Annotated in this window: 21 protein-coding genes; 13 read left to right on the top strand and 8 right to left on the bottom strand. The window is 61.5% G+C overall.

Annotated elements, in window-relative coordinates; translation table 11 throughout:
• Positions 1-108: 108 nt before the first annotated feature.
• The gene (locus tag C8D82_RS06040) at positions 109-876 is read left to right on the top strand and encodes a hypothetical protein (RefSeq protein ID WP_133245082.1); all 768 of its coding nucleotides are present in this window, start codon (positions 109-111) and stop codon (positions 874-876) included.
• A 58-nt stretch (positions 877-934) separates the two neighbouring features.
• Complete coding sequence (locus C8D82_RS06035; protein ID WP_133245081.1) at positions 935-1,399, top strand: hypothetical protein; 465 nt, start codon at positions 935-937, stop codon at positions 1,397-1,399.
• A 507-nt stretch (positions 1,400-1,906) separates the two neighbouring features.
• On the opposite strand, the gene C8D82_RS06030 is transcribed toward C8D82_RS06035, so the two are convergent.
• Positions 1,907-2,773, bottom strand: coding sequence for an EamA family transporter (locus tag C8D82_RS06030; protein ID WP_419643394.1), 867 nt, complete (start codon positions 2,771-2,773; stop codon positions 1,907-1,909).
• A 386-nt stretch (positions 2,774-3,159) separates the two neighbouring features.
• Between C8D82_RS06030 and C8D82_RS06020 the strand changes: the two genes are divergently transcribed.
• The gene (locus tag C8D82_RS06020) at positions 3,160-4,782 is read left to right on the top strand and encodes a sugar porter family MFS transporter (RefSeq protein WP_116883375.1); all 1,623 of its coding nucleotides are present in this window, start codon (positions 3,160-3,162) and stop codon (positions 4,780-4,782) included.
• A 3-nt stretch (positions 4,783-4,785) separates the two neighbouring features.
• On the opposite strand, the gene C8D82_RS06015 is transcribed toward C8D82_RS06020, so the two are convergent.
• From C8D82_RS06015 to C8D82_RS06000, 4 genes are read right to left on the bottom strand one after another with little or no spacing between them, the layout of a single operon-like run.
• Positions 4,786-5,889 (bottom strand): metallophosphoesterase family protein, encoded by a 1,104-nt coding sequence (locus C8D82_RS06015; protein ID WP_116883374.1) that lies wholly within the window; start codon positions 5,887-5,889, stop codon positions 4,786-4,788.
• The gene (locus tag C8D82_RS06010; RefSeq protein ID WP_165832865.1) at positions 5,879-7,399 is read right to left on the bottom strand and encodes a glycoside hydrolase family 5 protein; all 1,521 of its coding nucleotides are present in this window, start codon (positions 7,397-7,399) and stop codon (positions 5,879-5,881) included. The genes C8D82_RS06015 and C8D82_RS06010 overlap by 11 nt, the downstream gene beginning before the upstream one ends.
• Before the next feature lie 22 nt (positions 7,400-7,421).
• Entirely contained in the window at positions 7,422-8,141 is a 720-nt protein-coding gene (locus C8D82_RS21095) for a prepilin-type N-terminal cleavage/methylation domain-containing protein (protein WP_165832864.1), read from the bottom strand.
• A gap of 16 nt (positions 8,142-8,157) precedes the next feature.
• Positions 8,158-9,177 carry a GntR family transcriptional regulator gene (locus C8D82_RS06000; protein WP_165832863.1) on the bottom strand — a complete coding sequence of 340 codons (1,020 nt, stop codon included), beginning with the start codon at positions 9,175-9,177 and terminating at the stop codon, positions 8,158-8,160.
• Positions 9,178-9,455: 278 nt separating this feature from the next.
• On the opposite strand from C8D82_RS06000, the gene C8D82_RS21090 reads away from it, so the two are divergent.
• The 5 genes from C8D82_RS21090 (at position 9,456) to C8D82_RS05980 (ending at position 15,186) form a co-directional block, all read left to right on the top strand.
• Positions 9,456-10,247 carry a hypothetical protein gene (locus C8D82_RS21090; protein ID WP_165832862.1) on the top strand — a complete coding sequence of 264 codons (792 nt, stop codon included), beginning with the start codon at positions 9,456-9,458 and terminating at the stop codon, positions 10,245-10,247.
• Complete coding sequence (locus C8D82_RS05995) at positions 10,238-12,022, top strand: FAD-dependent oxidoreductase (RefSeq protein ID WP_165832861.1); 1,785 nt, start codon at positions 10,238-10,240, stop codon at positions 12,020-12,022. Before C8D82_RS21090 ends, C8D82_RS05995 begins: the two co-directional genes overlap by 10 nt.
• Complete coding sequence (locus C8D82_RS05990; RefSeq protein WP_116883370.1) at positions 12,019-12,780, top strand: IclR family transcriptional regulator; 762 nt, start codon at positions 12,019-12,021, stop codon at positions 12,778-12,780. The genes C8D82_RS05995 and C8D82_RS05990 overlap by 4 nt, the downstream gene beginning before the upstream one ends.
• Positions 12,781-12,885: 105 nt before the next feature.
• Positions 12,886-13,155, top strand: a complete 270-nt coding sequence (locus C8D82_RS05985; RefSeq protein WP_116883369.1) for a metal-sensing transcriptional repressor — start codon at positions 12,886-12,888, stop codon at positions 13,153-13,155.
• A gap of 84 nt (positions 13,156-13,239) precedes the next feature.
• Positions 13,240-15,186: a heavy metal translocating P-type ATPase gene (locus C8D82_RS05980; RefSeq protein ID WP_116883368.1), complete on the top strand. Its 1,947-nt coding sequence runs from the start codon at positions 13,240-13,242 to the stop codon at positions 15,184-15,186.
• On the opposite strand, the gene C8D82_RS05975 is transcribed toward C8D82_RS05980, so the two are convergent.
• Both C8D82_RS05975 and C8D82_RS05970 read right to left on the bottom strand, forming a co-directional pair.
• Positions 15,173-15,469, bottom strand: coding sequence for a glycogen-binding domain-containing protein (locus C8D82_RS05975; RefSeq protein ID WP_116883367.1), 297 nt, complete (start codon positions 15,467-15,469; stop codon positions 15,173-15,175). The genes C8D82_RS05980 and C8D82_RS05975 overlap by 14 nt on opposite strands.
• A gap of 154 nt (positions 15,470-15,623) precedes the next feature.
• Positions 15,624-16,490, bottom strand: coding sequence for a helix-turn-helix transcriptional regulator (locus C8D82_RS05970; protein WP_147835991.1), 867 nt, complete (start codon positions 16,488-16,490; stop codon positions 15,624-15,626).
• Positions 16,491-16,569: 79 nt separating this feature from the next.
• Between C8D82_RS05970 and C8D82_RS05965 the strand changes: the two genes are divergently transcribed.
• The 5 genes from C8D82_RS05965 to C8D82_RS05945 all read left to right on the top strand — a co-directional run bounded on the left by C8D82_RS05965 (position 16,570) and on the right by C8D82_RS05945 (position 23,331).
• A complete protein-coding gene (locus C8D82_RS05965; RefSeq protein WP_116883365.1) occupies positions 16,570-19,650 on the top strand; it encodes a LamG-like jellyroll fold domain-containing protein in 3,081 nt (1,026 codons plus the stop codon).
• A complete protein-coding gene (locus C8D82_RS05960; RefSeq protein ID WP_116883364.1) occupies positions 19,647-20,585 on the top strand; it encodes a hypothetical protein in 939 nt (312 codons plus the stop codon). The genes C8D82_RS05965 and C8D82_RS05960 overlap by 4 nt, the downstream gene beginning before the upstream one ends.
• The gene (locus C8D82_RS05955) at positions 20,582-21,739 is read left to right on the top strand and encodes a Gfo/Idh/MocA family protein (protein WP_116883363.1); all 1,158 of its coding nucleotides are present in this window, start codon (positions 20,582-20,584) and stop codon (positions 21,737-21,739) included. The genes C8D82_RS05960 and C8D82_RS05955 overlap by 4 nt, the downstream gene beginning before the upstream one ends.
• A 20-nt stretch (positions 21,740-21,759) precedes the next feature.
• On the top strand, positions 21,760-22,569 hold the full coding sequence (locus C8D82_RS05950; protein WP_116883362.1) for a type II secretion system protein: 810 nt from the start codon (positions 21,760-21,762) through the stop codon (positions 22,567-22,569).
• 141 nt (positions 22,570-22,710) lie between these two features.
• Positions 22,711-23,331 (top strand): nitroreductase family protein, encoded by a 621-nt coding sequence (locus tag C8D82_RS05945; RefSeq protein ID WP_116883361.1) that lies wholly within the window; start codon positions 22,711-22,713, stop codon positions 23,329-23,331.
• 36 nt (positions 23,332-23,367) lie between these two features.
• Here the strand turns inward: C8D82_RS05945 and C8D82_RS05940 are convergent, their stop codons facing one another.
• Complete coding sequence (locus C8D82_RS05940; protein ID WP_165832860.1) at positions 23,368-26,445, bottom strand: beta-galactosidase; 3,078 nt, start codon at positions 26,443-26,445, stop codon at positions 23,368-23,370.
• Positions 26,446-26,465: the final 20 nt, after the last annotated feature.

The raw sequence follows: 26,465 nt of genomic DNA, 5'->3' as shown, positions 1-26,465 counted from the left end.
ATTCCCTTTATGTTGAGATTTTGAGTTACTCAAAATAAAAGGCAGATGCAACCTTGTCAAACAACACATCCCATCACAAAATTTGGGACATTATCCAAAGATTCCAACTTGAATATCGCCGCTCAAAAGAGTAAGTTACTCGGAAAAGAACTGTCGGCGCTTTTCAAGAAAGCCATGAATGGGATGGTGAATATGGAACTGCTTTTTCCGATAATCAGACAGCTTTGCAATAACATTCTCTGCAAGGATGAATTCTGGCGCAAAAGAATGTCTTTCCCTGCCGCCCCTTCCTCGGAATATTGCGAAGAACACAGGGCCATCATGAGCGGCTGTTATGAGAAACACAACACCAGTCAATACCTTGCAGGAGAGCTGGTCGAATACGCAAAGCAGCTTAATCTCGAAGCGGATTGGGATTCTCCCGAAATGTATCCCCTGATTCACAATTTTTTCCTTGGTCGTTCGGAGGCCTACCGAATACAGCGGGAACGCGGCAAGGGAAATTATCGAAATGGCTTTGATGCGCCTTTTCCCGACGGGAGGGTATCGGAAATTCTTCCCCCGGCCCCTTATGACCCGGAGCTTGTGTCAATGCTTGAAGGGCAGAAGAGCCGTTTCGAAACCTTCGGAGCTAAACCGCAGGAAGAGCCCGTAAATATTGAAGCGGCACAAGATGCTTCAGCAATTCCATCACCTGAAACAGAAAGCATTATATCGGATGACTCACAACGGGCAGAAGTAACTATTTTTTCCGATGCGATGAAATCCTATCTGCGCGAGAAGAAAATTTTTAAGAAGCTGGATGGCAAGTCTGAGCTCGTCTTAAAAAGTCATCTGCATTTATTTCAAGGATTGTTGCCGGAAACTTCCCAATAAGAGTGCCATTTTGCAAATCCCTGCCGGAATCGTACCGGGAACCGAAGGATTCCTCCAAGTGAACCTCTTGAAATGCCGATGCCATTATGAATACGAAAAACTCATCCACACCGGCTATTCCGACACGTGCGATGCATTGACCGAAGAAGAGTGCCTTCGATTGCTGGAACACGGTCAAATCATCTCCGGCAGTCCCCGCCGACCACGAAAGATATTGGAACAACTCACCGCCCAGCAAATCGCCAATGAGCAAACACGTTTGCAGGAAGCATTCAAACAGCACATCGCCAGCTTCGAAGAACGCCTCTCCCAATGGGAATCCGAAAAACTCACCCAACTCCGACAACGATTGACCACCCTGAAGCCGGATTCATTGGAATTCGACCGCCATTGGCAGCAATACCGGAATGAGAAAGAAGCTCTCGCCCAGAAAAAGGAGCTCACATTGATGCAAGCCCGCAGGGATTACGCGCCCGCATTGGAAGCACAAGAACTATTCACTCTGCAATGGATTATGATTTGAACAAAAATTCTGACCACAATTTATCGCTCTCACGCATTTCGCTCGCGCACTATAGCGTAAGATTTTTCGTTTGAGTTGATGAACTTAAATAATTGATATATTTTGCCAAAAGATAAATCATATAAATAATTGAAAATAATTGATTTTATCTGAATTTATCCTGTTTTATTTTCTTTTAATTCAAAATAGATAAGTTTGGGCAAAAAACAAAGAATATTTGCAGTTGACATTTTGCGTTCCACGGTGTATCTTTACAACAGTTTTTCGGCATTTCTTGGTACACAAATGGTACACAAATCATGCAAAAACTGATGTTGCAGCATCCTTTTAACTCTGTAAGTTCTTGATTATGAACATGGCGAGGATTGGATGGTAGTGGGTCCATCTCCCACCACCATTTAATAATTCACGCTGTAACAATAAGTTACAGCGTTTTTTTATGCTTTTGACTAAGGAAAAGAACCCGTGAAAAACAGAGTCCGACGGCGGGGGCGGCGCGGCGCTCCTTTATTCCGGCTGTGAGGTTATTTTTCTCGGAGCCGAGCACATCGTCGCTCCTGTGCTGGCGAGAATTACGCATAGGATTGCGATCCATTGCCTGACGGAGAGGATTTCCCCAAGGAACACCAAACCTGACAATGCGCCGAAAGCAGGCTGGAGGCTCTGGAGAACGCTGAACGTTTTTGCCGGAACCTGTTTCAGGGCGAACAGGTCCAGCGAGAACGGAAGCGCATTTGAAAAAACACCGACGCCGAGACCGATCAGCAGCAGTTTCAGGTCCAGCGCGTCGAGGTCGCCGCTGAAAATGCCGAAGGGGAGGATGAACAAAAAAGCGATGCACATCCCGGTCGTGACCGCGTCCGAGCTCTTCATCCGGGCGGTGATTTTGCCGCCGATCACGATATAGGCCGCCCACAGCAGCCCGGCGAGAAAGACGAACAATAATCCGACAGGATCCACGCTGCCGCCTCGCCACGGAACGATCAGCACAATGCCGGCTCCGGCCAGCAGCGCCCACAGGAAATCCGAGGCTTTCCGCGAAGTCAGCAGCGCGAGCCCCAGAGGGCCGATGAATTCCACCGTCACGCCAAGTCCCAGCGGAATGCGCCGGATGCCGTAGTAGAACAGGAGATTCATAAAGCAGATGCTGACCCCGTAGGCAAGTGCGAAAAGCCAGTTGGCTCTGGTGAATTTATGCACCTGCGGCCGGTTGACCGCGGCGAGCAGGATTCCGGCCAGCCCGATGCGGAGTGTGCCCGTACCGGCGGGACCGAGGATCGGAAACAGATATTTGGCGATGGACGCTCCCCCCTGCACGCTCAACATCGAGAGCAGTACGGCGGGCACGGCCCAGTTTTTCTTGTTTTTCATCACGTGGATTCTTCCGAACCGGACAATTCAATACCGGTTTCTTTTCTGATCGGAATATAAATATGGAAACCATCCGGCCCGGCATGGAACCTGAATGCGATTTACTTTTGGCGGAAAGGAGGGGGAGGGGGCTGTTGCACCGCACGGAAAGGCGTTGCGGCGGGCCCTGCGGCGCGGCGCTTTTGCTTGAGGCTGATTCCGTTTTCCATATCGGGCTGTTCCATTGTTTCATTTCCCTCAAATCCATGCCTTTAATATAGCCGGAGGAACCGGGAAATTCAAGACGGTTTCAGAATTGCGGTGAAATCTCCCGCCGGGGATTTGTCTTTTTCGCGGCCATGTGTTATCATATCGGCAATCACTTCAATATCCGACATGGAGGACGGCAGATGGGTAAAGGACGGCTTTTTCTCTGGGCGGTGACCTCGGCGCTGGCGGGGTTTCTGTTCGGATTCGACACGGTGGTGATCTCCGGTGCGGAGAAGCAGATTCAGGACATCTGGTCGCTGAGCGGTTCCATGCACGGCTGGGCGCTCAGTTCCGCACTGTGGGGAACGGTGCTCGGCGCGCTGTGCGGCGGCTTCCCGACCTCCCGCTGGGGGCGCAGAAAGACGCTGATCTTCAACGGTATCCTCTATTTCGTGTCGGCGGTGGGTTCGGGGATCGCGTGGGATGTGTGGTCCTTCATCGTCTTTCGTTTCATCGGCGGCGTCGGGGTGGGGATTTCGACCATCGCGGCTCCGCTTTTCATCGCCGAAATCTCGCCGCCGCGCGACCGGGGCAAGCTGGCCGGGCTTTTCCAGTTCAACATTGTGTTCGGCATCCTGGTGGCTTACCTCTCCAACTACATCATCGGCAATTTGTGCAGCGTGGAAACCGCGTGGCGGTGGATGCTCGGCGTCGAGGCGCTGCCCGCGCTGGTCTATACCGTGATGTGCTTCACGCTGCCGGAAAGTCCGCGCTGGCTGATCGTCGACGCGAAAAAGAACGCCGAAGGCATCGAAGTCTTCCGCAAGGTCAATCCGGGCATGAACGAGCAGGAGATTCAGGAGCTGGCCGCGTCGGTCGAAGCCTCGGCGGCGGCGGGGACGGAACGCACTTCGAAATTCTGGACGAAGCGGCTGTGCTGTCCGATCCTGTTCGCCTTCCTGATCGCGGCGTTCAACCAGCTTTCCGGCATCAACATCATTTTGTATTTCGCGCCGCGGCTGCTGAGTTTATCGGGGCTGGACAACGCGCTGGCCGCATCGATCAGCCTCGGCGTCACGAATCTGATCTTCACCTTCGTCGGGTTGTGGCTGATCGACAAGCTCGGGCGGCGGACGCTGCTTTACATCGGTTCGGCGGGCTACATCCTGAGCCTGGGCGTCTGCGCGATCGCTTTTTTCAGCTTCTCCGAACTGAAAGTGGTCTCCGCCGCGATCGACACCGCCGGCGGCGCCGAACAGGTGATGCGCATCGACCGCGGCGAAGGCTATATCGCCCCCGCCGACCGGGAGCGCGCCTGCGCCGAATATGCCGCCGCCCGCAAAGCGTTGGCCGAAAGCACGGCGCAGGAGCGTTACAAGGGCGCACGCGTGTCGATTCCCGCCGAACTGCCGCCCGCTGAGGTGAAGGCAGTTGCGGAGCAAGCCAAGCTCGAAGCCTCGCGGCTGCTCGGATCGGCCAGCATGATCGTGCTGGTCTGCATGATCGTATTCATCGCGGCGCACGCGATCGGTTCGGGGACGATCATCTGGGTGTTCATCTCCGAAATCTTCCCGAACGACCAGCGTGCTTCGGGTCAGGCGCTCGGCAGCTTCACGCACTGGATTTTCGCGGCGCTGCTGACGCTGATCTTTCCGATCGCGATCAAGGCGTTCGACGCGGGCTACATGTTTGCGTTCTTCTGTGCGATGATGATCCTGCAGCTGATCTGGGCGAAGACCATGATGCCGGAGACCAGGGGGCGCTCCCTCGAGGAGATCGAACAGGAACTCTCCCCGGTCCGCCGCCCCGTTACGGAAGCATGAGATTCAGTACCGGGCGGAGAAATCGGCTCCGGCGCCGTGGCGGAATACCTTGAGGCGGCGGTTGGCGCGGTCGAGCGCGACCATGCTCCATGCCTGTTCGCTCGGAGTGTCGAACCGGCGCTCCGGCGCTTCCGGGCTATTCCGGTAGCAGAGCGACGACAGGAACGCGATTTCCGTGAAGCCGCGCCCGGTGCGCACCGCGTCGAAGTGTTCGTGTCCGTAGAGCTGGGCGATCAGTTCGCGCGGCCCCTGCCGGGTGAAGTCCGCTTCCACCTCGTGGACCAGATCGCGCGGGTCCGCCGCGGACGGAAAGCACGGGTGGCAGTCGAACCGGAACGGGCACGGTTTCACATCCTCCGCCCCGGTCCGGCAGCGGCCTCCGGCCTGGAACGCGCGGAAAATCTTCTCCATCGCCGCTCCGTTCGGCAGAAAGCCGAGGCTCATGTGGCTGACCGCCAGCACGCCCCACTCCGCCGAATCCGGCAGCCGCGACAGGTCGAGCGCGGTATGAGCGACGAATTCAAGCTGGGCTTTGGAGAAGCCGTGGTCGTTGATCGTGTAGTATTTGAGCGAGCCGTCCGGCCTCTCCTCGAAGGGCAGGTCGATGGTGTTCAGCATCAGCAGCCGCACCTTCCGGTCCGGAAAATCCAGATAATAGCAGTTGCTGACTCCCGGAGCGGCGACCGCCCCTTCGGGCAGTCCCTCCGGCTGCACGAGCGTCTGCCACTCCGTCCCTGAAATGCCGTTATTGCCCGCCTCCGGATTGTCCCGGCAGAAATAGGTGTTGTCGTCGTGGTTGCCGATCACGAACAGCGCCGGAAGCCCGGAGCCGCGCATCGCCTCTGCACTGAGGAAGGCTTCGCGGCGGCTCTGCTCCTTCGGCCGGTTGCCATTGCTCATATCCCCGGCGTGAAGCAGGAACCGCGCGCCGCAGGCTTCCCCAGCCGCCGCGAAGTCGCGGAGGTGCGTAAGCGCGTTTGCCCCATAGCCGCCCGGATCGTCCTTTTCCTCGAAGTGGGTGTCGGTGATCAGGCCGAACAGCAGGTCGCCGCATCCGGTGTTTTCCCGCACGCGGCGGCGGAATAGATCGATTGATTCAGTGTTCATTGCGTTTGAATCCGTTCAGCAGCACCCGTTTGCGGGCGTTGTCGGCGCTGGGGCGCAGCGAGTTGCGGTTTTCGCCTTCATGTTCGACGCTCCAGCCGTCCCACTCGCGGAACGCATGGTAGCTCCAGTCCCAGCCGTACTCCTCGAATAATTCGATGCAGTCGGCCAGATAGCGGTCGGCGCCGGGCGCCCACGCGGCGGCGGAGAACTCTCCGACATAGATTTTCGCGTTGTGTCGGAGCTGGAAATCGCGTACCGGCTGCAGTACCTCGCGGAGTTTTTCCCGGTCGTACTTCACGCCCCGGATCACGCCCGGATAACTCTGCGGCGGCTCCGGCGTCGCCACCCCCTGATGGGTGAAACCCATCGGCATATACATGTGGACCTGATAGATCACGTTGTCCATCGCCAGCGGCGACAGGTAGCTGAAGGTCTGCGGGCGGGCGGCTTCGTTGGATTCGACCATCACCGGCGTATCCGGGTCGATCGCGCGGACCGCTTCCGCCGCTTTTTGCTGGATCGTCCAGTAGTCATACGGCGCGGGAGTCACCTGCACCGGCTCGTTGATCAGGTCGTAGGCCCGGACCGCCGGATTTCCCTTGAACCGGGACGCGATCCGCCGCCATACCTCAAGGTAATGGTCGAAATATTTCTTTTCGTCGAACATCCGCATCCCGCTGCCGGTCCAGCCGCCCGGCGGCGTGTGCAGGTCGATCACCACCTGAATGCCGTACTGCCGCGCCCACTCCAGGATCTGTGCGAGATGGTCGAGCTTGCCGTTGATCCAGCGGTCGTATTCGTCGAGGTCGACGTCCGAACCGACCTTGCCCCAGTTGCGCATGATCTGGTAGCGGATCAGGTTCACGTTCCATTCTTTCAGGGTCTTGAAATCCGCCTCGGTCATCGTGTGCGGCGACATCACGCCGCGGCGGCGCGGCCCGTTCGCGATCCGGTCGGGATAGGAGACCTTGTAACCGGTGTTGATCCGGTCGCCCGGCCCGAACATCACAAAGGTCTTCAGGGAGTCGAGGTCGAATTCCACCCGGCCCGAGCTGTTTTCCAGTCCGAGCACGAGGCGTCCGGAGTGCGCTCCCGCCTCCGGCGGTTCGATCATGGCTGAAATCTCGGTCCAGTCGCGGTCGCCGGACAATCCCTGCGGATGATGCCAGAACCGGCTGCCGTCCGCACCGGTATAGTTGAACATGAACTTCACGCCGTTCCACTTCTCCGGCGGCCGGGTCACGTTTTGCCAGCGGGCGCGGATCGACATCGTGACCCGTTTGTCCATGAACGGCTTCACATCAACGGGCGCGGTCAGCCAGTGCATCCCCTTTTCCGAACCTTTCGGAACTTCGACCACCGCGATCCGGCGGCCGTTTTCGGTGATGACCCTGCCGGTGCCGTCGGTGCTTTTCCACGGCAGCTGCGCATACCCGCCGCCGACAGTTTCGAGCGCGGGGAGCAGCGGCAGCGCCAGTGCCGCCGCCAGTACCAGAATCGTTTTATACATGGATTTTCCTCGTTGTTTTGCTTTACTGCTGCGCGAACTGAATATCGGCGGTTCCCCAGAAATATCCCGGGGCCGACAGGTCGGCGGAATAGCCGTTCGGAAAGTCGCCGCGCTTTTTCCAGCCCACATGGCCGTCGGCGTAGGTCACATTGCCGCCGCCGCCGTGCCGCCACCACTGTTCGCCCGGTTTGCCGCTGTAGACCATCGTATCCGGGCTTTTCGCGTGCGGAGTCGCCCATGCCGCATTGCGGTCGACATCAAGAAACATGCAACGTTCGGAAGGGCGCTTGATCCGTCCTTCCTTGCGCATGATCCGCCCGCCGCCGCCGTGGTAGGAGGCGTAATAACGGTTCACGCCGTAGTGGCGTGAGCCTTCCACGCCCGGCATGCCGGCGAAACTCGACGGACACGCGAACATGCCGTACGGAAGCTGCGTTTTGGAATCGTAGAAGCTCCAATCGACGGTTTCAATCGACGGCATGTAAAGTTTCATCAGCATCGACTGCCATTTGCCGTTGTTTGCCGGCTGGATGTTGCCGTCGTCATTCACGATCACGCCGCCGTTCATGTCGGTGTACATGAACATATAGGTACTGATCTGCTTCTGGTTCGAGGAGCATTTGATCGTGGTGGCCCGCTCCCGCGCCTTGTTGAGGGCCGGCAGCAGCATGGAAGCGAGGATTGCTATAATCGCTATTACCACGAGCAATTCTATTAAAGTAAACTTTCTCTGGCGCTTCATTTTCTTCTCCTTGGGGTTATTGGATGGTTTCTATTTCGCGGACGATATTGCGCTCCCGTTTCGGTGCTCCGTTGATTTCCGCGGCGAGCTGCTCCCAGGCGGTTCGGGCCAGCGCCTTGAAATCATGTTTGATCCGCCAGCCGCGGAAATACGGTTCCCGGATGACCGGTTCCCCGATCAGGCGGCAGGCTTCGAGGTCCAGATTGCGCTCCACGATCACCGTTTGGATATCCCGCACCATGCTGCCGATCGCGTAGACCGCCTGCGGCGTACCGGATCGGCCGAGAAGCTCCCGGAACCGGTCGCACATGTCCGGGCCGTGCCGCACGAAGAGCCGCTCGTCCAGCGCGAGGCCTGCCGCATCGAAAGCGCGCCGCAGCCCGGTCAGCTGCGGCGCCTGATCGTTCGGAGTCACCACGACCGGCGCGGTGCGCTTCTCCGCCAGCAGCATCTTTCCGATATCGTATCCTTCGCGCTCCCAGTCGTCGCAGATGCAGGAGTATCCGGGGCGGCGGCTGTTCACCACCACCACCGGGACCTTCAGGCTTGCCGCGAACGCATCCGCCGTCGAAGATGGGGAAAAATCGGGACGCAGCCAGATCAGCCCCTTCATCGCGATTCCGGTCGGCGTTTCCGGCACGCAGGTTCCCGTCTGCAGGAAATTCACCGGATAAAGCAGCCGCCGCGCCCCGGTCACCTCGCTGCCGATGGCGGCCAGCAGTTCCCACATATATTTCTCGTAATAGATCTGGCGGCCGTCCGCAACAAGAATTCCGATCACGTCGGTTTTTTCGTAAGTCCACCGCTGTTCCGGATTCGTGAACAGTCCGACGCCGGCTCTGACCGTCAGATAGCCGTCGTCCACCAGCTCTTTCAATGCCCGCTGCACGGTTGCAATGCTGACATTGAACATCGCCGCCAGTTCCCGCATCGAAGCGAGCCGTTTCGGCGCGTTGCCGGATTCCCATACGGTATCGACCACATATTTGCGAATCTGGCGATATTCGGCCACCGGGGCGTGCTTCGTGATCTTCATTTGCTGTTTCATGTTTGCTTTTACTTTGCGGTAAGCTGCTTTCAACTTTTATGTATACACCATGTTTACACTTATATTATACCAAAAAAATTTGAAATGTCAAGACCCGATTGTTAAGAAATGATGAAATCAGGCCAATCTTTTCTCGCAGCTCCGAAGCGCCGCTCATCGGAAATTTCGATTTTTTTGTAGGATCGGAGATTGCTTTTCCGCCGGAATTGTGCCATACTATTAATATGAATAATTCAGTTCAATAATATTGAATATAAGGAGGTTGTATGATGCGATTCGATGGCGATGTGATCGTCGGCGCGAGTGTGTGGAGCGCCGGACTGATCCTGAACGGCAACCGGCAGGTGCTGGTAGTCGACCGGGGGGCTTCCGTCGGAAGCGAATACTTCGACTGCTTCCGGCCGCTGCGGGCGGAAAAGCGCGAATTCCGCACGGAAGCGGCGCGTGAACTGGCGGCGGAACTGTCGGAACTCGGCAAGGCGGAGGATTTCTACGGCGCCGCTCCATTGCTCTACCGGGAACTCAAAGAACATGCCGGTCAATTCCGGCTCTGGCTGGAAATCACGGCGGTGCGGCCCGCCGGTTCCGGCTGGGCGGTCGACCTGGCCGACGCCGCGGGCGTTTCCACCATCGAGTGCCGCCGGGTGATCGATTGCACGCCGGAGTGCGTGACCAACCCCGAATTCCACCGCAACAACCTGACGGAGCTGCGCTTGAGCGCCGCGATCCATGCCGACGCCCCGGAAGCCCTCCGGGAGTGGAACAGGCCGGATTTCCTGACGGTCCGCCCCGGCCGCCGTGCGGATGAACTGCTGCTGACGCTGGCGCTGCCCGCCGTGACTCCGCTGCCGGAAGCCCGCCGGCGGCTGCTCGAACTGTGGCTGGCCCGCCCCGCCGGATGCGCCGGTTGCCGGATGCTTGCGATCGCGAAACAGCCGGAGTACCGGGTCCGGGAGAACCGGCGCGAATTCGCCCCCGGCTACCGCTACTTCAACAGCGGCAGCTTCGCGGATGCTCTGGAAGCCATCGACCACAGCGAGGTGACGGAATGTTTCTGAGCCGACTGAACGGCGGCCGGGCCGAACGGATTCCGGCGGAAGCGCGTTTTGACGAAAAGTTCGATGTGATCGTCGCCGGTTTCGGCACCGCCGGAGCGATTGCGGCGATCACCGCCGCCGAACACGGAGTGCGCGTCGCCGCCGTGGAAAAGCTGAATATGGCCGGCGGCACCGCCACCGCCGGTGGCGTGTGGGGGTATTACTACGGTCTGCCCGGAGGCCGCTTCGAAGCGGTTGACGCGGAGGTCGATGCGCTCCGGCGCGACCATTTCACCTCCGACGGCGCCTTCCATCCCGACCTCAAGGGGATCTGTCTGGAACAGGCCTTCCTGAAGCGCGGCGGCGCGCTGTTCTACGAATCCGCCGTGACCGGCGTCTGGCTGGATGAAGACCGGCAGGCCGTGCTCGGCGTTCGCATGGTCACGCCGGACGGCGTGCGTGACTGCGGCTGCTCCGTGCTGATCGATGCGACCGGCGACGGGCAGGCGGCGGCAATCGCCGGGGCCGCGTTTGCCGAAGGGCGTGAATCCGACGGCAAATGCCAGCCGTTTTCGAGCATCCGGGCGTTCCGGCGCGGCGGCGGGATCGGTCTCTCCAATTTCGATGCGGGTTATATGAAGTGTTCCGATCCGGCCGACCTGACGCGGGGGATTCTCGCCTCCAACTCGCTGCACGCCAAATCCCCCGGCGAGCCGCAGGATGAACTTTACTGGATCACCCGGCTGCCCGGCCTGCGTGAAGGGCGGCTGGTCGAATGTGACGAAACGCTCCGGTTCGCGGAGTTCATGGCGGGAAAGCTGCCGCCGGGCAGGGCGCTCGGCTGGGGTTATTCCAACTTCGACAGCCATACGCAGGACTGGGCGCTGAACGACCGCCCCATCCGGGACTGGATGGTGGCCGCCAGTCTGTGGGGCAAGGAGTTCGCGGTGCCGCTGACGCTCGGCATGCTGACCGTGCGGGGTTTCGCGAACCTGCTGGTGGCCGGGCGGGCGCTGTCGGTCGATCACCTGATGGCCGGTTTGCTCCGGATGCAGCGGTGCATGCAGAAAACCGGCGAAATCGCCGGACGCGCCGCCGCGCTGTCGGTTCAGGCCAATTGCTCCGTCCGCGAAATCGATTCCGAAGCGCTCGCCGCCGAACTGCGCACCTCCGGCTGTCTCGACGCCACGCTCCTGCCGCCATGCACCTTCCCGGAAATGCCGGATGTGCTTGAGGAGCTGCTGCGCGGCCCCAAACCGGGCATGGCGATCTGGCAGGCCTCCCGCAATCTTGACCGGTATCGCGGATTGCTGCTGAAACTGCTTTCCGGTTCCGACCGCCATGCGGCGGCGAACGCGGCATTGGCGCTCGGCCTCGCCGGTGATGAGGCGGCGCTGCCGGAGTTGCGGCGGCTGGTCCGCGAGGGAGATGATTTCCTGCCTGCCTCCAGCCGCAGCCACAACCAGCGGCGCATCCTCGCGGCGGTTGACCTGCTCGGACGCTTCGGCTGCCCGGAGGACGCGGAACTGCTGCTCGAAAAATTGCATTCGGCCGGTGAGGACGTACAGCTCTTCACGCATCTGCTCCGCAGCCTGCTGGAACTGGGCGGCGGCCTGCCGGAATTCCGGCAGCGGATTCGGCAGGCGGTTTCCGCCCGGCTCGACGCGCCGGATTTTCATTGCGACCTGCTGCTCAAGAACTCTTCGCACAACGGCCAGAAGGTGTTTGCCCCGCTTCACGGCTCGCTGAAGCAACTGGCGGAAAAGACGTACCAAAGCTGGGAGCACCGGCGATGATTCAGGTAATCGAACGTTTCCACCGGATTCTGGAACATCTCTCCGCCGCGCCGGACCGCCCCTGCCAGCTCGGCGAGCTTGCCGAACTGCTGAACATCTCCGCCCCCGCCGCCGCCAATATCGTGCGCGCCATGACCGAGCTGGGTTATGTGCGCGCACTCGGCAGGCGGCGCGGTTATCTGCCCGGCCCTGCGCTCTATGCGCTCGGACGCGGCAACCCTTACTTGTATCTCAGCAGCATCGCGCGGCCCGAAATCGAACGGCTGGCGGCCTGCTGCCGCGAGCTGGTGGTACTGGTCTGCGAGTGCGGCGGCAAACGCTCCGAATTGCTGCGCATGGCCGGTGCGACCGAGATCACCATCCGCCAGCCGCATCCCCACGGCACGTTCTACAACCTCTTCCGCTGCGGCACCGGCATCCTGCTGCTCGCCTATATGGACGAACCGAGGCAGCGGCAGTTATGGGAATATTGGCACGGGGAAGATAATATTCTGAACCTGAACGAATTCAACCTTTTTCAAGCGCGGTGCCGCGAAATCGCCGCCGCAGGCATGTTCTGTTCGGGCGACGAGCCGCCGCCGGCCGTTTCCGGAGCACAGCGGATCAGCATCGCGTTTCCAATTCTGCAAAGCGGCGTACCGATCGCTGCATTGGGCGTACTGGTTCCCCGAAAGGAGTTCGACTCCGCTGGAGACTCTCCCGCTTTCGCGGCCGCCCGGCAATGCGCCCTCAATATCGGCAATCTTCTGGAACAGTGAACGTTTTCCCGCTTCAAAATGATCAAAATCGAAAAATAGTGCCGAAATGAGCTTGAAAATTTCACATCCTATCCTATAGTATAGGATATGACAGGAGGTGCCGCAATGGCGGAAACAATCAGGCATGAGGCCGTGATCAAGCGGCTGAAGCGCGCGCAGGGGCATCTGAAGAGCGTGATCGAGATGATGGAGGCGGGACGGCCCTGCATGGAGGTCGCCCAGCAGCTTCACGCGGTGGTCGGCGCTTTGGAAAATGCCAAAGTCGAATTTATGGAGTCGCATATCAATACCTGCTTTGAGGAGGCCATCCACAATCCGGCTTCGGCGGAACAGGTTCTGCGCGATTTCAAGACCATTACCAAATATCTGAAGTGAAGCGGCGGAAAGCCGCTGCGTGTTTTTGTTAATATTATTATCCTATCCAGCAGGATAGGATAATGGAGAAAATGAGGTTTTTATATGAGCGATCATTGTCATGGCGGCGGATGCGGCTGCGAAGCGCCGGGCCGGTTGGAACAGGAAGAACATGGGGGCGGTTGGTTCGACCACTGGCCGCTGGCGGTCTGCGCGTTGCTGACGCTGGCGCTGGTGCTGTGGGAGGAAGGGTTTGACCGGACGATCGCGCCGTGGCCGCGTTTCCTGCTCTATCTGGCCGCCTATGCGCTGACGGCGGGCGGCGTGGTGCGTGAAGCGTGGCGGAGGGCGGTCCGGTTCGACCTGTTCAACGAGTTTTCGCTGATGACGGTGGCGACGGTCGGCGCGTTCATTCTCGGCGAGTATGCCGAGGGGGTGACGGTGATGCTGTTCTACTGTATCGGCGAACTGTTTCAGGAGGCCGCGTTGAACCGGGCGCGCCGTTCCATCGCCGCGCTGGTGGATGTGCGTCCCAGGCTGGCGACGGTGGTGGAGGGGGGCAGGGCGGCCGTGGTACCTGCGGGAGAGGTGGCGATCGGCAGCCGCATCCGGGTCAATCCCGGGGAGCGGGTTCCGCTGGACGGCAAGCTGCTGGCGGAACGGGCGGAATTCAATGCGGCCGCCCTGACGGGCGAAAGCCGTCCGGTGGCGGTTTCGGCCGGAGACACGGTGCTGGCCGGAATGGTCAACGGCGCCAATGCGGTGGAGCTTGAGGTGAGCAGCCGTTTCGAGGATACCATGCTGTCGCGGATTCTGAAGCTGGTGGAGGAGGCCGCGGAGCGCAAATCCAGACTGCAGCACTTCATTGGCCGGTTCGCCCGCGTCTACACGCCGATCGTGACCGCGCTGGCGGCGGCGCTGGTGATTCTGCCGTTCTTTTTCGTCGCGGAATACGAGTTCGGTGACTGGTTCTACCGGGGACTGGTGTTTCTGGTGCTTTCGTGTCCCTGTGCGCTGGTGATTTCCATTCCGCTCGGATATTTCGGCGGTATCGGGCTGGCGTCACGCAACGGCATCCTCTTCAAAGGCTCCAACTATCTGGACATGCTCACGAAAGTGGATACGGTGGTGCTGGATAAAACCGGTACGCTGACCAAAGGAAACTTCAAGGTGATCGAGGTCGATCACGCCGATCATGTGAGCCGCGAGGAGCTGTTGGCCGCGGCGGTGGCGGTCGAGCGCCGCAGCAATCATCCGGTCGCGCGGGCGATCCGGGAGTTCGCTCCGGAGGCCGATGCCGGAATCGCCGAGGTCAGCGTCACGGAGGTTCCCGGGCGCGGGCTGAAAGGCGTGGCCGACGGGCGGGAGGTGCTGGCCGGAAGCACCCGCTTCCTGCAGGAGGCCGGGATCGCTTTCCCGGAGAAGCTGGCGGAGCTGCCGCAGACGGTCGTCGCGGTTGCGGTCGGCGGCGCCTATGCGGGGGCGTTCATTATCGCCGATGAATTGAAGCCGGATGCCGTTGCCGCGATCGCCGCGCTGCGGAATCTGGGGTTGCGTACCGTGATCCTGTCGGGCGACCGTACGCCGCTGGTCCGGGCCGTCGGCCGCGAGCTGGGTGTGGATGAAGCTGTCGGGGAACTGCTGCCCGACCGGAAGCTCGAAGAGGTGAAGAAACTTCAACTGCAGGGGCGCCGGGTCGCTTTCACCGGCGACGGGATCAACGACTCGCCCGCACTGGCGCTGGCGGAGGTCGGCATCGCGATGGGCGGCCTCGGCAGCGACGCCGCAATCGAGGTGGCCGACGTGGTGATTCAGGATGACCGCCCGTCGAAGATCGCGGCCGCGATTCAGGCCGGGCGCCTGACCCGGCGGATCGTCTGGGAGAATATCGTTCTGGCCGTCGCGGTGAAAGTGCTGGTGCTGCTGGCCGGAAGTTTCGGCATGGCGAACCTCTGGGAGGCCGTGTTTGCGGACGTGGGCGTCGCGGTGCTCGCGATCCTGAATGCGATGCGGCTGCAGCAAATGCGGCTGGACGAGGTCAGCCGACGTTGATCACACTGTTCAAGGTGCCGAAATCGTTGGCGGCGAAGTTGGGATTGGATTCGTCCAGAACCCACTCGCCGTCCACCACGAATTTGTATTCATAGGTGCCGGGAGCGAGATGAATCGTACAGCCGTAAGCGGATGTTTCCGGGGAGTAGGCCATCGGCAGAAGCTCCGGATCCCAGTCGTTGAAGGAGCCGGCGACGCCGACGGATTTCCCGGGAGCGGCCTGATAGCTCAGTTCCACTGTGTGCAGGTTCTGATTGTCTTCAGAAAGGCTCAATTTCACCATGGGGCACCTCCGGATTTACACGTCAATCTCTCCAACCAATTTTATTAATATACATTCCGGAAGCGGAAATATCAAATTAAAAAGTTAATATTCGCCGATTCTTTTTCAGGAGACAATCGGAAAATCTTCACCTGCCGGGCTGTTGCGGGAGGAGTCAGCGCATCCGGTAGTGGCGGCGGTAGGAGTCCGGCGACATGCCGTTCAGCGCCTTGAACCGCCTGCTGAAATGAAACGGGTCCACATAGCCGAAGCGCGCCGCCACCTGCGCCAGCGTGAGGCCGGTCGAAATCAGCATTTCGGCCGCGAGCTGCAGCTTCATCCGGTCGAGGTAGAGCTTCGGCGGCATGCCGGTGTATGCGTGAAACGCCCGGCGGAAGTGGGACTCCGAGAGGCCGCACTCCTTCGCCATCTCCCCGACGGTCCACCAGCGTTCCGGGGTACGCCGGAGTTCCACCAGCAGGGCCGCAAATGCGGAGGAGCCGCCGATTGAAAGCTCCAGATTTTCCGCATGAAGCTCCAGCAGCAGCTGTTGCAGCATCGTCGCCGCCTTCAGTTGCGCGAACAGCGTCGGTTCCAGGGCGGTTTCGATGATCCGGCCGACCCGCCGCACCGGACCGCAACTGAACACCCCGTCCGCGATGATTCCGGCCTCGCGCAGCGCGTCGGCGGTCCGGCCGCAAAAGCAGATCGAATCCTCCAGATAGTACGACGCGTTGCCGCCGTACAGCTGCGCGGTTCCCGGCATGGCCATCACCAGCTCGCCCGCGTGAAATTCCCGGCTCTGCCCGGTGTCGGCGTTGTGATAGATCCCTTCGCCCTCCACCAGATGCGACAGGCAGTAGAAGTCGAAACTGCGCCGGAAGCCCGGCGGCTGCTCCAGCACGCCGCCCCGCAACAGCCGCGAGCCGTGGATGATCGCCAGCCCGAAGGCGGCCAGCTCCGGCGGAACCGTTCCGACGATCCGGTGCACCTGGCGGCGGCCGCCGTCGAATCTGTCATAGGCAATGATCGGTTTATCCATGTGCAACGCTCCTGTTTTCGGGTATAATATAGAGTGAACCGTTTGAAAATCCAAATAGAAGAAACAGGAAATCCATGCCATGAACCGAAATCATCCGATCTTAGCCTTGCTGTTGTTGTTCACCGCCGCCGCCCCCGCCGCCGTGGTCTTTGACTTCCGGGTGACGGACCGGCCGGTCGCCGTCGGTGCCGACGGCAGGGAGCTTGCCCCGCTGACCGCCGGGAATCTGAACATCCGGCCGGAAGCCGGTCTGCACGGCGGCGCTTTGCAGTGCGACCGGGGATTACTGGTCTATCCGGGCGGCGTGGTCCCGGCGGAGCGCGGCACCGTCGAAGCATGGGTCGCTCCGCTGGAATCCGGCACCGGCAACGGTTTTTACTTCTTCACCGGCGACGCGGACGAGTGGGGGCCCGAAGGGATGCCCCGGCTCTGGTTCTGGGAGGGAAGGCCGCGTTTCGACGTCGACCCCGGCCCGCGCCTGATTGCGGAACGGCTCCCGGCGGGCAGTGCGTGGCGGCCCGGTCTCTGGACCCATCTGGCCGCCACCTATGACCGCTCCGGCATGGTCGAACTCTATGTGAACGGCAGGCTGTTGACCCGTAAAAGCGTGACGCCGTGGACTCCGTCGCCGCGCCGCGGGCTGGTGATCGGCGCGGGGCGCAACCTTGCGAACAACGGCTTCAATCGCGGCAACGCCCTGATCGATTCGGTGCGCATTTACGACGAGGTGCTGGACGCCGCCGCCATCCGCCGCCGCCATGAAGCGGTCCGGATGCCGCAGCTCGCGGTCGCGTCTCCGGGCCACACCGTGCTGGCTTCGCCGGAGGAGCCGGTGACGCTGCGTTTCACCAACCGGGGGAGCGCCCCGGCGGATATGGTTGTGGAGTGGCGGTTCCCGGTTTCGGGCCGCACCGGCTCCGTTCCGCTCCGGCTGGCTCCCGGCGAAAGCGGCCCGGTTATGCTGCCCGGCGCGGGAAGCGCCTCCGGCGACGGTGACGCGGCGCTGGAACTCTCGTGGCGGGAAGGAATTGAGAACCGTACCCGCCGCAGTGAACGGCTCCCCTTTTACCTGCCGCCTCCGCAGCCCGAACCGGTCCGCAACGCTCCGGCATGGCGGCTGGTGCGCGACATCGACTGCTTTGCCGAAGTCCCCGCCGCGCAGGTCGGCGGCGCGAAGGCGGTCCGCAACGGCAAACTCGCCTACCGGGAGGCCGGAGAGAAGCCGCACGACCGCTTCGCCTATACCGTGAAGCTCTCCGGCAGGCGGCGGTGGGTGCGCGTGACTGCGACTTTTCCGGACGACCGCAAGCGGGAAATCATGTTTTCGCACAGCGTCCCTGATTGGCATCCCGCCGGAGTGTACGGCACGGAACAGCAGGTGCTCGGCTCCGGCATCCTGACCGGCGGCGAATACCCGGTTTCCGGCGGAGCGGTCACCCGGGAATACCGGTTCATCGCCCCGGATGACCAGCTCGCGCTGATCGTCGAATCCTACGCGCCCGGCCAGCCGGCGGCGGTCTGTTCGCTGAAGGTCGAGGAGGCTCCGGAGGGAACCCGGCTCGGCCCGGCGTTGCCCGCCGCCGTCGCCGGGGCGAAGCTGCACCGCGACAGCGGCCTCTACTGGGAGGACCCGGTGATCACCCAGTGTTTCGACTGGGCGGGGCAGGACTATGCCGGCTTCGACCGCGCCTTTTCCGATGCGATGGACTATTTTGCGATGACCGGGCAGACGATGCTGGTGTTTCCGGTCGTCTGGTACAACGGCCCGCTGTACGACAGCAAGGCGGAGCCGGGCTGCTGGCCGAACGGGATGCGCTTTTTGCCGCCGGAGTATCCGCGGCTGGTCGCGAAACGCTGTTCCGAGCGGGGCGTCGGCTTCCTGCCCACCTTCAATATGTGGAAGCTGCCGTCGCTCGCGCCGCTGATCGGTTCGCCGGATGAGGTGGCCGCGGGCAAGCCGCTGCTGAACACCGTCACACGCGACGGCAGGGTGCTGACCTCGACCGACTGGCAGAAACCGCCTCATCTGAACGCGCTGCGCCCCGAGGTGCAACAGGCGGTGCTCCGGCTGGTCGAGGAAGTCAATGCGATGTGCGCGGACCAGCCCGCGTACCGGGGGATCGGTTTCGCGCTGTGGTGCGGTGTGCCGATGCAGCTCGGGCTGGACCTCTATGTCAGCTACGACGACTGGACGATGAACGAATTTGCGAAGTTCCGGGGCGAAGCGTTGCCGGGCAGGCCGGGCGACCGGAGCCGTTTCGGGGAGCGTTCGCGATGGATTCTGCAGGAGCCTGCCCGGCGCGCCGCCTTCCTGCGTTGGCGCTGCGACCGGATCAGCTCTTTCTATGAAGCCGTCGCCGACCGGCTGCGCGCCGCGAAAGCCGACGCGGAACTGCGGCTGATGATCCTCTATCCGCTCCCGGACCGTCCCGGCGTCGACACCGCCGCGAAGCTGCTCGAACAGGGGCTGGACCTCGACCGGCTGGAAAAACATCCCGCGATCCGGCTCGACCGCATGGTCAACCAGACCGATGCCCGCCAGCAGGAGAAGTATCCGCAGAACGGCGAGGTGGTGCATCACCGGGTCGAACCGTCGCCGGAATTCCAGCGCCCTTTCCTGGACCGCCGCATTTCCACGACCATCCACCAGCAGTACTTTGAATCCCACGGCGTATTGGGCCGCGCCGAAACGCCGAAGCTGCGGCTGCCGCCGCCGTGGACGCGCGAAGCTCCGGGGCGCTGCACCCAGCCGGTTCCGCATAGGATGTATTTCAACGGCTACTATGCGATGTGCCTCGCGCTTTTTGACGCGCAGGAGCTGAATATCGGCGGTTTCACCCTCGGACTGCATGGGCAGGAACCGGAAGCCGCCGACTGGACCCGCCGTTACCGCACACTGCCCCGCGTCCGCTTCACCGACGTGGCGGAGTACGGCGGCGCGATCCTCCGCCGCGCCGAAGCCGAGGGAAGCGACTGGTACTATCTGGTGAATCCGACGCCGCAGCCGGTCGCTCTGCGGCTGCGCGCCACGGGGCCGGAGCTGCGCTCGCCGGTGGACAACGCGCCGCTTCCCGCCGCGCTTGCCGTGCCGCCCTGCGGGCTGGAGGTGTGGCGGACCGCCCCCGGCAAAACCGGTTCCGCGCTGGAGATCGTCCGATGAAACGGCTGCTGTCCACGTTCTGCTTCGCCGCGCTGGCGGCGGCCGCCGGAACCGTCGCGTTTCCGGATGCGGTGACGCTCGACAACGGCCATATCCGGGTCGGCGTCTCTCCGGCAGCCGGGCGGATCGTCGATTTCGCGCCGAGCGGCGGCGGCAACCTGCTGTGGCTGAATACCGGGGCGGAGGTGCGCGAACAGCGCGGCTCCGGCCGATGGGTGAACTATGGCGGCGACCGGCTGTGGCCGGAGCTGTACAACTACTGGCGCAGCATTCGCCGCGTCAATATCCCCGACCCGCAGATCGACGGCGGCGGCTGGGTACTTGTGGAGCGTGCGCCGCTGGCGCTGACCATCCGCAGCCGGGTTTCGGAGTCGCTGGGCTGTCGGGCGCTTCGTCGCATCGAACTCGTCCCGGGCCGGCCGCGGCTGGCCGTGACGAACCGGCTGGAACAGGTCGAACCGACTCCGTTTCCGGTACAGCTCTGGCCGGTCACGCAGATTCCTCCGGCGGAGTATTACTTTTTCGCGACGGCTCCGGCGCGGGTTCCATACCGGATCAGCTCCGACGAGCAGGGCGGAATCACCGTTTTGCCGGAACAGCTGGTCTACCGTGCGCCGCGCGGCACCACGACCAAGCTGACCGGCAACGGCGAATGGCTCGCCGCCCGTTTCGGAGAACTATTGCTGGTGCAGGCGTCGCGCCACGCGCCGGGAGCCTGTTACCCGGAGGGCGGTTCGCAGCTGCTCTTCACCGGTCCGCGTTACGCGGAGCTTGAATTCTGCGGCGGCCTCCGCCACCTGAAACCCGGCGAGGCCGTCGAAAACACCGTTTACTGGGAGCTGGTCCGGCTTCCCCGGGACGCCGGGGAAACCGGAGCCGCCCGTGTCACCCGAACCACAGCACACAATCTGTTACAAGGAAAAACGCAACCATGAATGAGTCCAGAATCGGAGTCGCCCTGCTCGCCGCGGGCGGGCGCAGCATGATCACCCGCTTCCTGTTCGCCGGGAGCGCCCGGATCGAACTGGCCGCGCTGTACGATCCCGACCGCGCCGTCGCCGAAACCCGCCGCAGGGAGCTGGGATTTCCCGAAGCGCGCATCTGCGGCAGCTGTCAGGAGGCGCTCGCCGTGCCCGGGGTGGAGTGGGCGATGGTTTTTTCGCCGAATTGCTTTCACGCCGAACAGATCGTCGCCTCCTTCGAGGCGGGCAAGCACGTGTTCACCGAGAAGCCGCTCGCCACCTCCATCGGCGACTGTGTGCGGATTTTCGAGGCCCACCGCCGGAGCGGCCGCCACTTCGCGACCGGTTTCGTGCTGCGTTATTCGCCGATCTACCGCAAGGTCAAGGCGCTGCTCGACGCCGGAACCATCGGCCGGATTCTCAGCATCGACGCCAATGAGAATATCCGTCCGGAGCATGGCGCGTACATCATGCGCAACTGGCGGCGGCGCCGGGAGCTCTCCGGATCGCACATTCTCGAGAAATGCTGTCATGACCTTGATCTGCTGAACTGGTTCACCGGCTCGCTTCCGGTCCGGGCGGCGTCGTTCGCCGGGCTGGATTTCTTCACGCCGGAAAACGAATGTTTCAACACGAAGTTCAAAGGCTGGGGGCCGGAGGGCTGTTCGCCTTTCGACTCGCCGTGGGGCGGCGATCCGCACGCGACGCCGTCGCCCTTCACCAGCGACAAGGACATCATCGACAACCAGGTGGCGATCCTGCAATACCGGAACGGGGTCCGGGCGACCTTTCAGGCGACGCTCTCCAACGCGATTCCGGAGCGGCGGATATACTTCTCCGGCACCGAGGGAACGCTGATCGTCGAACTCTACGGCGGCACGATCACCTGGAAGCGGATCGACGAGGAGGCCTCCCATACCTACCGGCCTTCCGGCTGCGACGGCCATGGCGGCGGCGATCCTGAAATCATGGCCGGGCTTCGCGATACGATGCTTCACGGCACCCCGCCCGCATGCAGCGGCAACGAGGGGCTGGACAGCGCGGTCGCGGCGGTAGCGATCGACACCGCCGCCCGCGAGGAGCGTATTTTCAACCTCGAACCGGTCTGGAAACAACTGAACCGCTGAATGGAAAGGAGAACCGAACCATGAAACAGATTTTCATCGATATGGCCTGCGCCTCTTCCAATTCTCCTGCTGCCGCTCTGCGCGAAAGAGAGAAGGAGGGGACGGCGGATACGCCCCCCGCATCCCGCCGTTTAAGGCCGTTTACCCTCATTGAGCTGCTCATTGTGATAGCAATCATCGCAATTCTCGCCTCGATGCTGCTGCCCGCGCTCAACAAGGCCCGCTCCAAAGCGCAGGAGTCCGGCTGCCGCAGCAACCAGCGCCAGATGGGGCAGGCGGCGATGTTCTATGTGGGTGATTTCCACGAATACTTTCCGCGCGGCCGGATGGAGCCGAATCAGAAGTGGCTGACCGAAAACTACAACAACCAGACCAACCAGCTTGCGGCGTTGAACCGCTACGTTCCGGCCAAAGTCTTCGTGTGTCCGGGGGCGTGGGATGACGAGGAGGCGGTCTATACGCCCGACCCGGCCAACCCGGATGAGCGGTGCAGCTTCAAAGTCAACGGCGCGATCTGCAACTATCGAGGTGAAAGCGGCGCCAGACTCTCGCGGATCCGGGAACCGTCCAAACTGATCTACACGATGGACGAAGGCCGCCACCGCCTGAACATCACGATCATGAATACATTCAGAAGCGGCGACCTGCACAGCGGCGGCGCACGCCATATCAAGGTTAACCGCATCATTCACGGCCGCAAGCTGAACATTCTCTATACCGACGGGCATGTCGGAATGCGCACTCCGTATCAAATGGATGGCGGCAACGCTCCCGGCGACCTTGAACACATCGACTTCGGCACCGACTCCACCGGCAAACTGCTGTTCTGAGGCTCCCGTTGCAGCACGGCGTAAACTCATAATTTCCGGAAAAAAATCCGTGAACGGCTTGATAAAACTATTTCTATATAGTAATTTTATATATCGTAATATGTGATATAAGAATAGTGTTGGTTGGAAAGGAGCATCGTCATGGAGTTTTATGAAGCTGTAGAAAAACGCCGCACCGTCCGGGACTTTACCGAAAAACGGGTTCCCGATGAAATCCTGAACCGCATTCTGGAGGCCGGTTTGAAAGCTCCGTCGCACGACCATGCCCGGGACTGGCATTTCGTGGTTCTGCGCCGGCCGGAGCGCATCGCCGAAATCCTGCGGCATGTCGCCGGCGGCGCGGAGGTGCAGACGGATATCATCAATCACTGGAACACTGCCACGGAATGTCAGAAATCGATGTATTACGACGCGCTTCCCAAGCAGGTGAAAATGCTTTCGCAAAGCCGGTGCCTGGTGCTGCCGCTGTTCCGCGCCGGAGCCGACCTGATGACGCCGCGCGACATCAGTTCGCTGAACTCCTTCGCGTCGGTCTGGTGCCTGATCCAGAACATCCTGCTGGCGGCGACCGCCGAACATCTGGCGTGTTCGCTGCGGATTCCGATCCGGGACGAGGAGTCCTACGTGCTGCAATGCGTTCACGCGCCGGAGGGCTACCGGATGCCCTGCTATCTCGCGGTCGGCTACGCTGCGCCGGATGCGAAGATCATCCGGCAGACCGAACTTTCGGTCGCCGAACGCATTCACGCCGAAAGCTGGTGACGCCGGGATCATTTCCGGTCCGCTGGCGGAGAAGATTTATTTGCGTATAGGTGGCTCGCTTCCGTAAAGTTCGATCTCGTCGAGGTATCCGCCTTTGCCGTCGGGATAACGGAGGACAATCCGGATAAAACGGGCTTTGACGGGGACAAGGTCGATTTCAGCCCAGCGGTCGCCGGTCCATTCCGGCTTGCCGGAGGCGATGGTGCGGAATGTCGCGCCGTCAGTGCCGGCCTGAAGTTCCCAGGAGTCCGGACGGGGATTGCGGCCGTGGCGGAGCCGGAGACGTTTGACAATGTACTCTTTGCCGAGATCGAAGCAGGGGGCGGCTTCCCGTTCGAAAAAGCGCACGTTTCCCGGCCGGGTGAGCTTGCCTTTGAATTCGGTGACGGTGGATTTCTCAAGGTCGTCCTGAACTTCGGCTCCCGCCGGATAGGTGTAGGTCGCTCCGGTGCGGATCGCAAATTCGGGATACTCTTTTTCAGTCCGGTAAGGATTGTCGGTGAGCAGCCAGAGATGTCTGGTGCGGTCGAGCCTCAGCGTATGGACAGCGTTGACCGTCGCCAGGCGTTTGCCGTCGCCGCCGGTCAGCGCGGCAACCACCGGGTAGGGACGGTCGAAGCGGAAAAAGCGGCTGTCGGCGGGCGTGGCGACGGTGAATGTATAAGCGGTGATTGCGCCGCCTTTCAGCGCCGGGATTTCAATGGAGGCCGGTTCGATTTTCCAGCCCGGATAGGCTTGCAGCGTGAGCTTGCCGCCGGCGAAATCGGCGGGCGCCGCAAGCTGGACGGTCGCTTTCAATGATTCGCCGGGAATCAATTCGGGTGTATGCGGGTCTTCGGCATTGGCGCCGGAAGCGCCGGAAAGTTCCATGCCCGGCAGCGGCGCTCCCCCGGCGAAAAGATAGAGGATGCCCGTGCTTTTGATTTCGGGCAGCCGGAAAATCGTTTCAGCGCCGTCGCGCCGGAAGTCGATCTTGCGGAGCCCGGCGGTTTCGGCCGGACCGTAGAACGCATGGGCGAATTTCAGGCCGGCGGGCAGTGTCACCGTCAGTTCGCCCGCCGGGATGCTCCGGTAGGTGGAGCCGGAGACGATCAGCGCGGCGTTGCCGTCGGGATCGACTTGAGGCAGTTCGACCCGCAGTTCGCCGTTGCAGGCGGCGCTGTGACGGCTGGCCGGTTTCAGCCCGGCGCGGGCGAGCTGTTCGCCGAACCATTCCCGGACGACCTCGTTTCCTGCGCTTTCCGGGCGCAGTGCGCCGAGCCGGGTATTGTAATAGTAGGCTCTGCCTTTGCCGTAGCGGTTCTCCGTGATCCAGCCGGCCTTGAAGTTGCGGACCGCATCCTCCCGGTTGACCAGCCGGGCGGTGGTCAGGCCGACCAGAATCTTGCCGTCGGCGCGCACGAGGTTGCCGTGGGGCGTGTTGTACCAGAGGTCATCCGGCGATACTTCAATGCCGGTGTACACTCCTTGGTATCGAACGCCGAGGACCGGTTCGAGCCGGTCGGAGGGGATATGGTGTTCGTCGAAGCTGCCGGAACGCATATCGGTGAACAGCACGCCGCCGTTTTTGACGAATCCGGCGATGTTCTCCGCTTCACTCGCCTTGAGGTGTTCGGCATTGATCAGGAAGAGCGCGTCGAAGCGGTTCAGGAATTCCGGTGCCAGCTTGCCGTAGGGGATCGTTTCGACCCAATAGCCGAGTCCGCGCAAATGCGAATAGACGCTGAGTCGGTCGTTGATCGAATAATCCCACCAGCTGCGGCCGGTGTCGGCGGCCAGCGCCGTATCGCGCTGCGGCACCAGAAGCGCGATGCGGGGGATATTTTCCGCCGGGAAAGCACGGCTCCAGAAGGTTTCCCGGCGGTGGATCGCCGCCGTGAAGCGCGGGAGGTAGAAGAAACGGTCGCGCCGGGTGCCGTCCGGATGGGTCAGGCTGAAGGTCGCGTAGTCCCGTTCACCCCCGAAGTTGCCGATCACGAAGAAGTTGATGCCGCGCAGGCCGTTGCCGAGCAGCCGCCAGTAGGTCTGGGCGAACTGCCAGCCGGGACCGGCATGGTTGTTGCTTTCGGCGGAGAACACGCCGCGCACACCGTGATCGGCGGGATCGACCGGACGCAGCGCGTTGAAGAAGTAGTTGATTTCGTAGGCGTTGCGGTCGCCGTGGCCGTACTGGTCAATGCCGTACCATCCCTGGCCATAGGTGCGGCCGAGCGCGGCGAGGCGTTCATGGTTGACCATGCGGTTGCGCATCGGGTGGGGCATTTCCAGCGAGCACTGGGTGGATTTGGAGATCACCGGGCGTTTCCGGGGATCGCCCCTGCGGATCGCGGCGAAATAGTCGGCGAGGTAATCGGCGAACGCCTCCTCCTGAAAGTCGCGCCAGTCCAGCCAGCCGCCGGGATTCCGTTGCAGCTCAGCGATGGCGGGGGGCTGCGCCTGGTTGAAATCGGTGTAATTGGCATTCCATGCTTTGTTCAGCACGGCGAGGTCGTTTTTATAGGCTTTTTTCAGGTATTTCACGAAAGCGGTGCGGGCCTCCGGGGAGTAGTCCAGCGGCGGTTCGAGTTCGTTGTCGATGCCCCACATGAAGATATTGGGGAACTTGCCGCTGAAGTGCCGGGCGGTATTCTCCGCGCAGTCGAGCACGTACTGCCGGGTGCGCGGATCGAACAAATTGATCGCGGTCCTTTTGTGATAGGTGCCGTCGTCGGCCTGGGAGTGGCGGATCGGGCCGTATTTTTTCGGGTGGCTGCCGCTGAGCGAGTGCGCGGCCCAGACGTTGAAGAAGAACAGGCCGTTGCGCCCCTTTCCCCAGTCGGCGGAGCACGGTTTGCCCTGATAAAATTCATAACAGGCGTGCTGGAGTTCGGTGAAGTTCATGCCGATTTGCGGCACAACCCGGAAAAAGTCGTCGCCGAGGATGCCGAGCGGGAAAAAGTTCCTGCTCTGCTCCAGTTTGTCGTTCAGCTCCGTCGAATAGGTCGACGGGAAAGCCACTGCGGGAATCCGCGCTTCCGGCCTGGTGGTGTCCACGTCCCGGAACAGCGGTTCGGCGCTTCCCGCGCCGAATGCGATGCCAAGTCCGAGCAGCAAAGCGGTCTGTTTCAATCTCATGAATCGTCTCCTTTCCGGGG

Origin of the sequence: Victivallis vadensis, assembly GCF_003096415.1 — a bacterium.
In the GTDB taxonomy this organism is placed as follows: domain Bacteria; phylum Verrucomicrobiota; class Lentisphaeria; order Victivallales; family Victivallaceae; genus Victivallis; species Victivallis vadensis.
The sequence above is the reverse complement of the archived record's forward strand: the minus strand, read 5'-3'. Positions and strand labels throughout refer to the sequence as shown.

Excerpts from the sequence above, each read along its gene's own strand:
- C8D82_RS06020 (WP_116883375.1), top strand. The coding sequence starts at position 3,160 with ATGGGTAAAGGACGGCTTTTTCTCTGGGCGGTGACCTCGGCGCTGGCG.
- C8D82_RS06015 (WP_116883374.1), bottom strand. The coding sequence starts at position 5,889 with ATGAACACTGAATCAATCGATCTATTCCGCCGCCGCGTGCGGGAAAAC.
- C8D82_RS06010 (WP_165832865.1), bottom strand. The coding sequence starts at position 7,399 with ATGTATAAAACGATTCTGGTACTGGCGGCGGCACTGGCGCTGCCGCTG.
- C8D82_RS21095 (WP_165832864.1), bottom strand. The coding sequence starts at position 8,141 with ATGAAGCGCCAGAGAAAGTTTACTTTAATAGAATTGCTCGTGGTAATA.
- C8D82_RS06000 (WP_165832863.1), bottom strand. The coding sequence starts at position 9,177 with ATGAAGATCACGAAGCACGCCCCGGTGGCCGAATATCGCCAGATTCGC.
- C8D82_RS21090 (WP_165832862.1), top strand. The coding sequence starts at position 9,456 with ATGATGCGATTCGATGGCGATGTGATCGTCGGCGCGAGTGTGTGGAGC.
- C8D82_RS05995 (WP_165832861.1), top strand. The coding sequence starts at position 10,238 with ATGTTTCTGAGCCGACTGAACGGCGGCCGGGCCGAACGGATTCCGGCG.
- C8D82_RS05990 (WP_116883370.1), top strand. The coding sequence starts at position 12,019 with ATGATTCAGGTAATCGAACGTTTCCACCGGATTCTGGAACATCTCTCC.
- C8D82_RS05985 (WP_116883369.1), top strand. The coding sequence starts at position 12,886 with ATGGCGGAAACAATCAGGCATGAGGCCGTGATCAAGCGGCTGAAGCGC.
- C8D82_RS05980 (WP_116883368.1), top strand. The coding sequence starts at position 13,240 with ATGAGCGATCATTGTCATGGCGGCGGATGCGGCTGCGAAGCGCCGGGC.
- C8D82_RS05975 (WP_116883367.1), bottom strand. The coding sequence starts at position 15,469 with ATGGTGAAATTGAGCCTTTCTGAAGACAATCAGAACCTGCACACAGTG.
- C8D82_RS05970 (WP_147835991.1), bottom strand. The coding sequence starts at position 16,490 with ATGGATAAACCGATCATTGCCTATGACAGATTCGACGGCGGCCGCCGC.
- C8D82_RS05965 (WP_116883365.1), top strand. The coding sequence starts at position 16,570 with ATGAACCGAAATCATCCGATCTTAGCCTTGCTGTTGTTGTTCACCGCC.
- C8D82_RS05960 (WP_116883364.1), top strand. The coding sequence starts at position 19,647 with ATGAAACGGCTGCTGTCCACGTTCTGCTTCGCCGCGCTGGCGGCGGCC.
- C8D82_RS05955 (WP_116883363.1), top strand. The coding sequence starts at position 20,582 with ATGAATGAGTCCAGAATCGGAGTCGCCCTGCTCGCCGCGGGCGGGCGC.
- C8D82_RS05950 (WP_116883362.1), top strand. The coding sequence starts at position 21,760 with ATGAAACAGATTTTCATCGATATGGCCTGCGCCTCTTCCAATTCTCCT.
- C8D82_RS05945 (WP_116883361.1), top strand. The coding sequence starts at position 22,711 with ATGGAGTTTTATGAAGCTGTAGAAAAACGCCGCACCGTCCGGGACTTT.
- C8D82_RS05940 (WP_165832860.1), bottom strand. The coding sequence starts at position 26,445 with ATGAGATTGAAACAGACCGCTTTGCTGCTCGGACTTGGCATCGCATTC.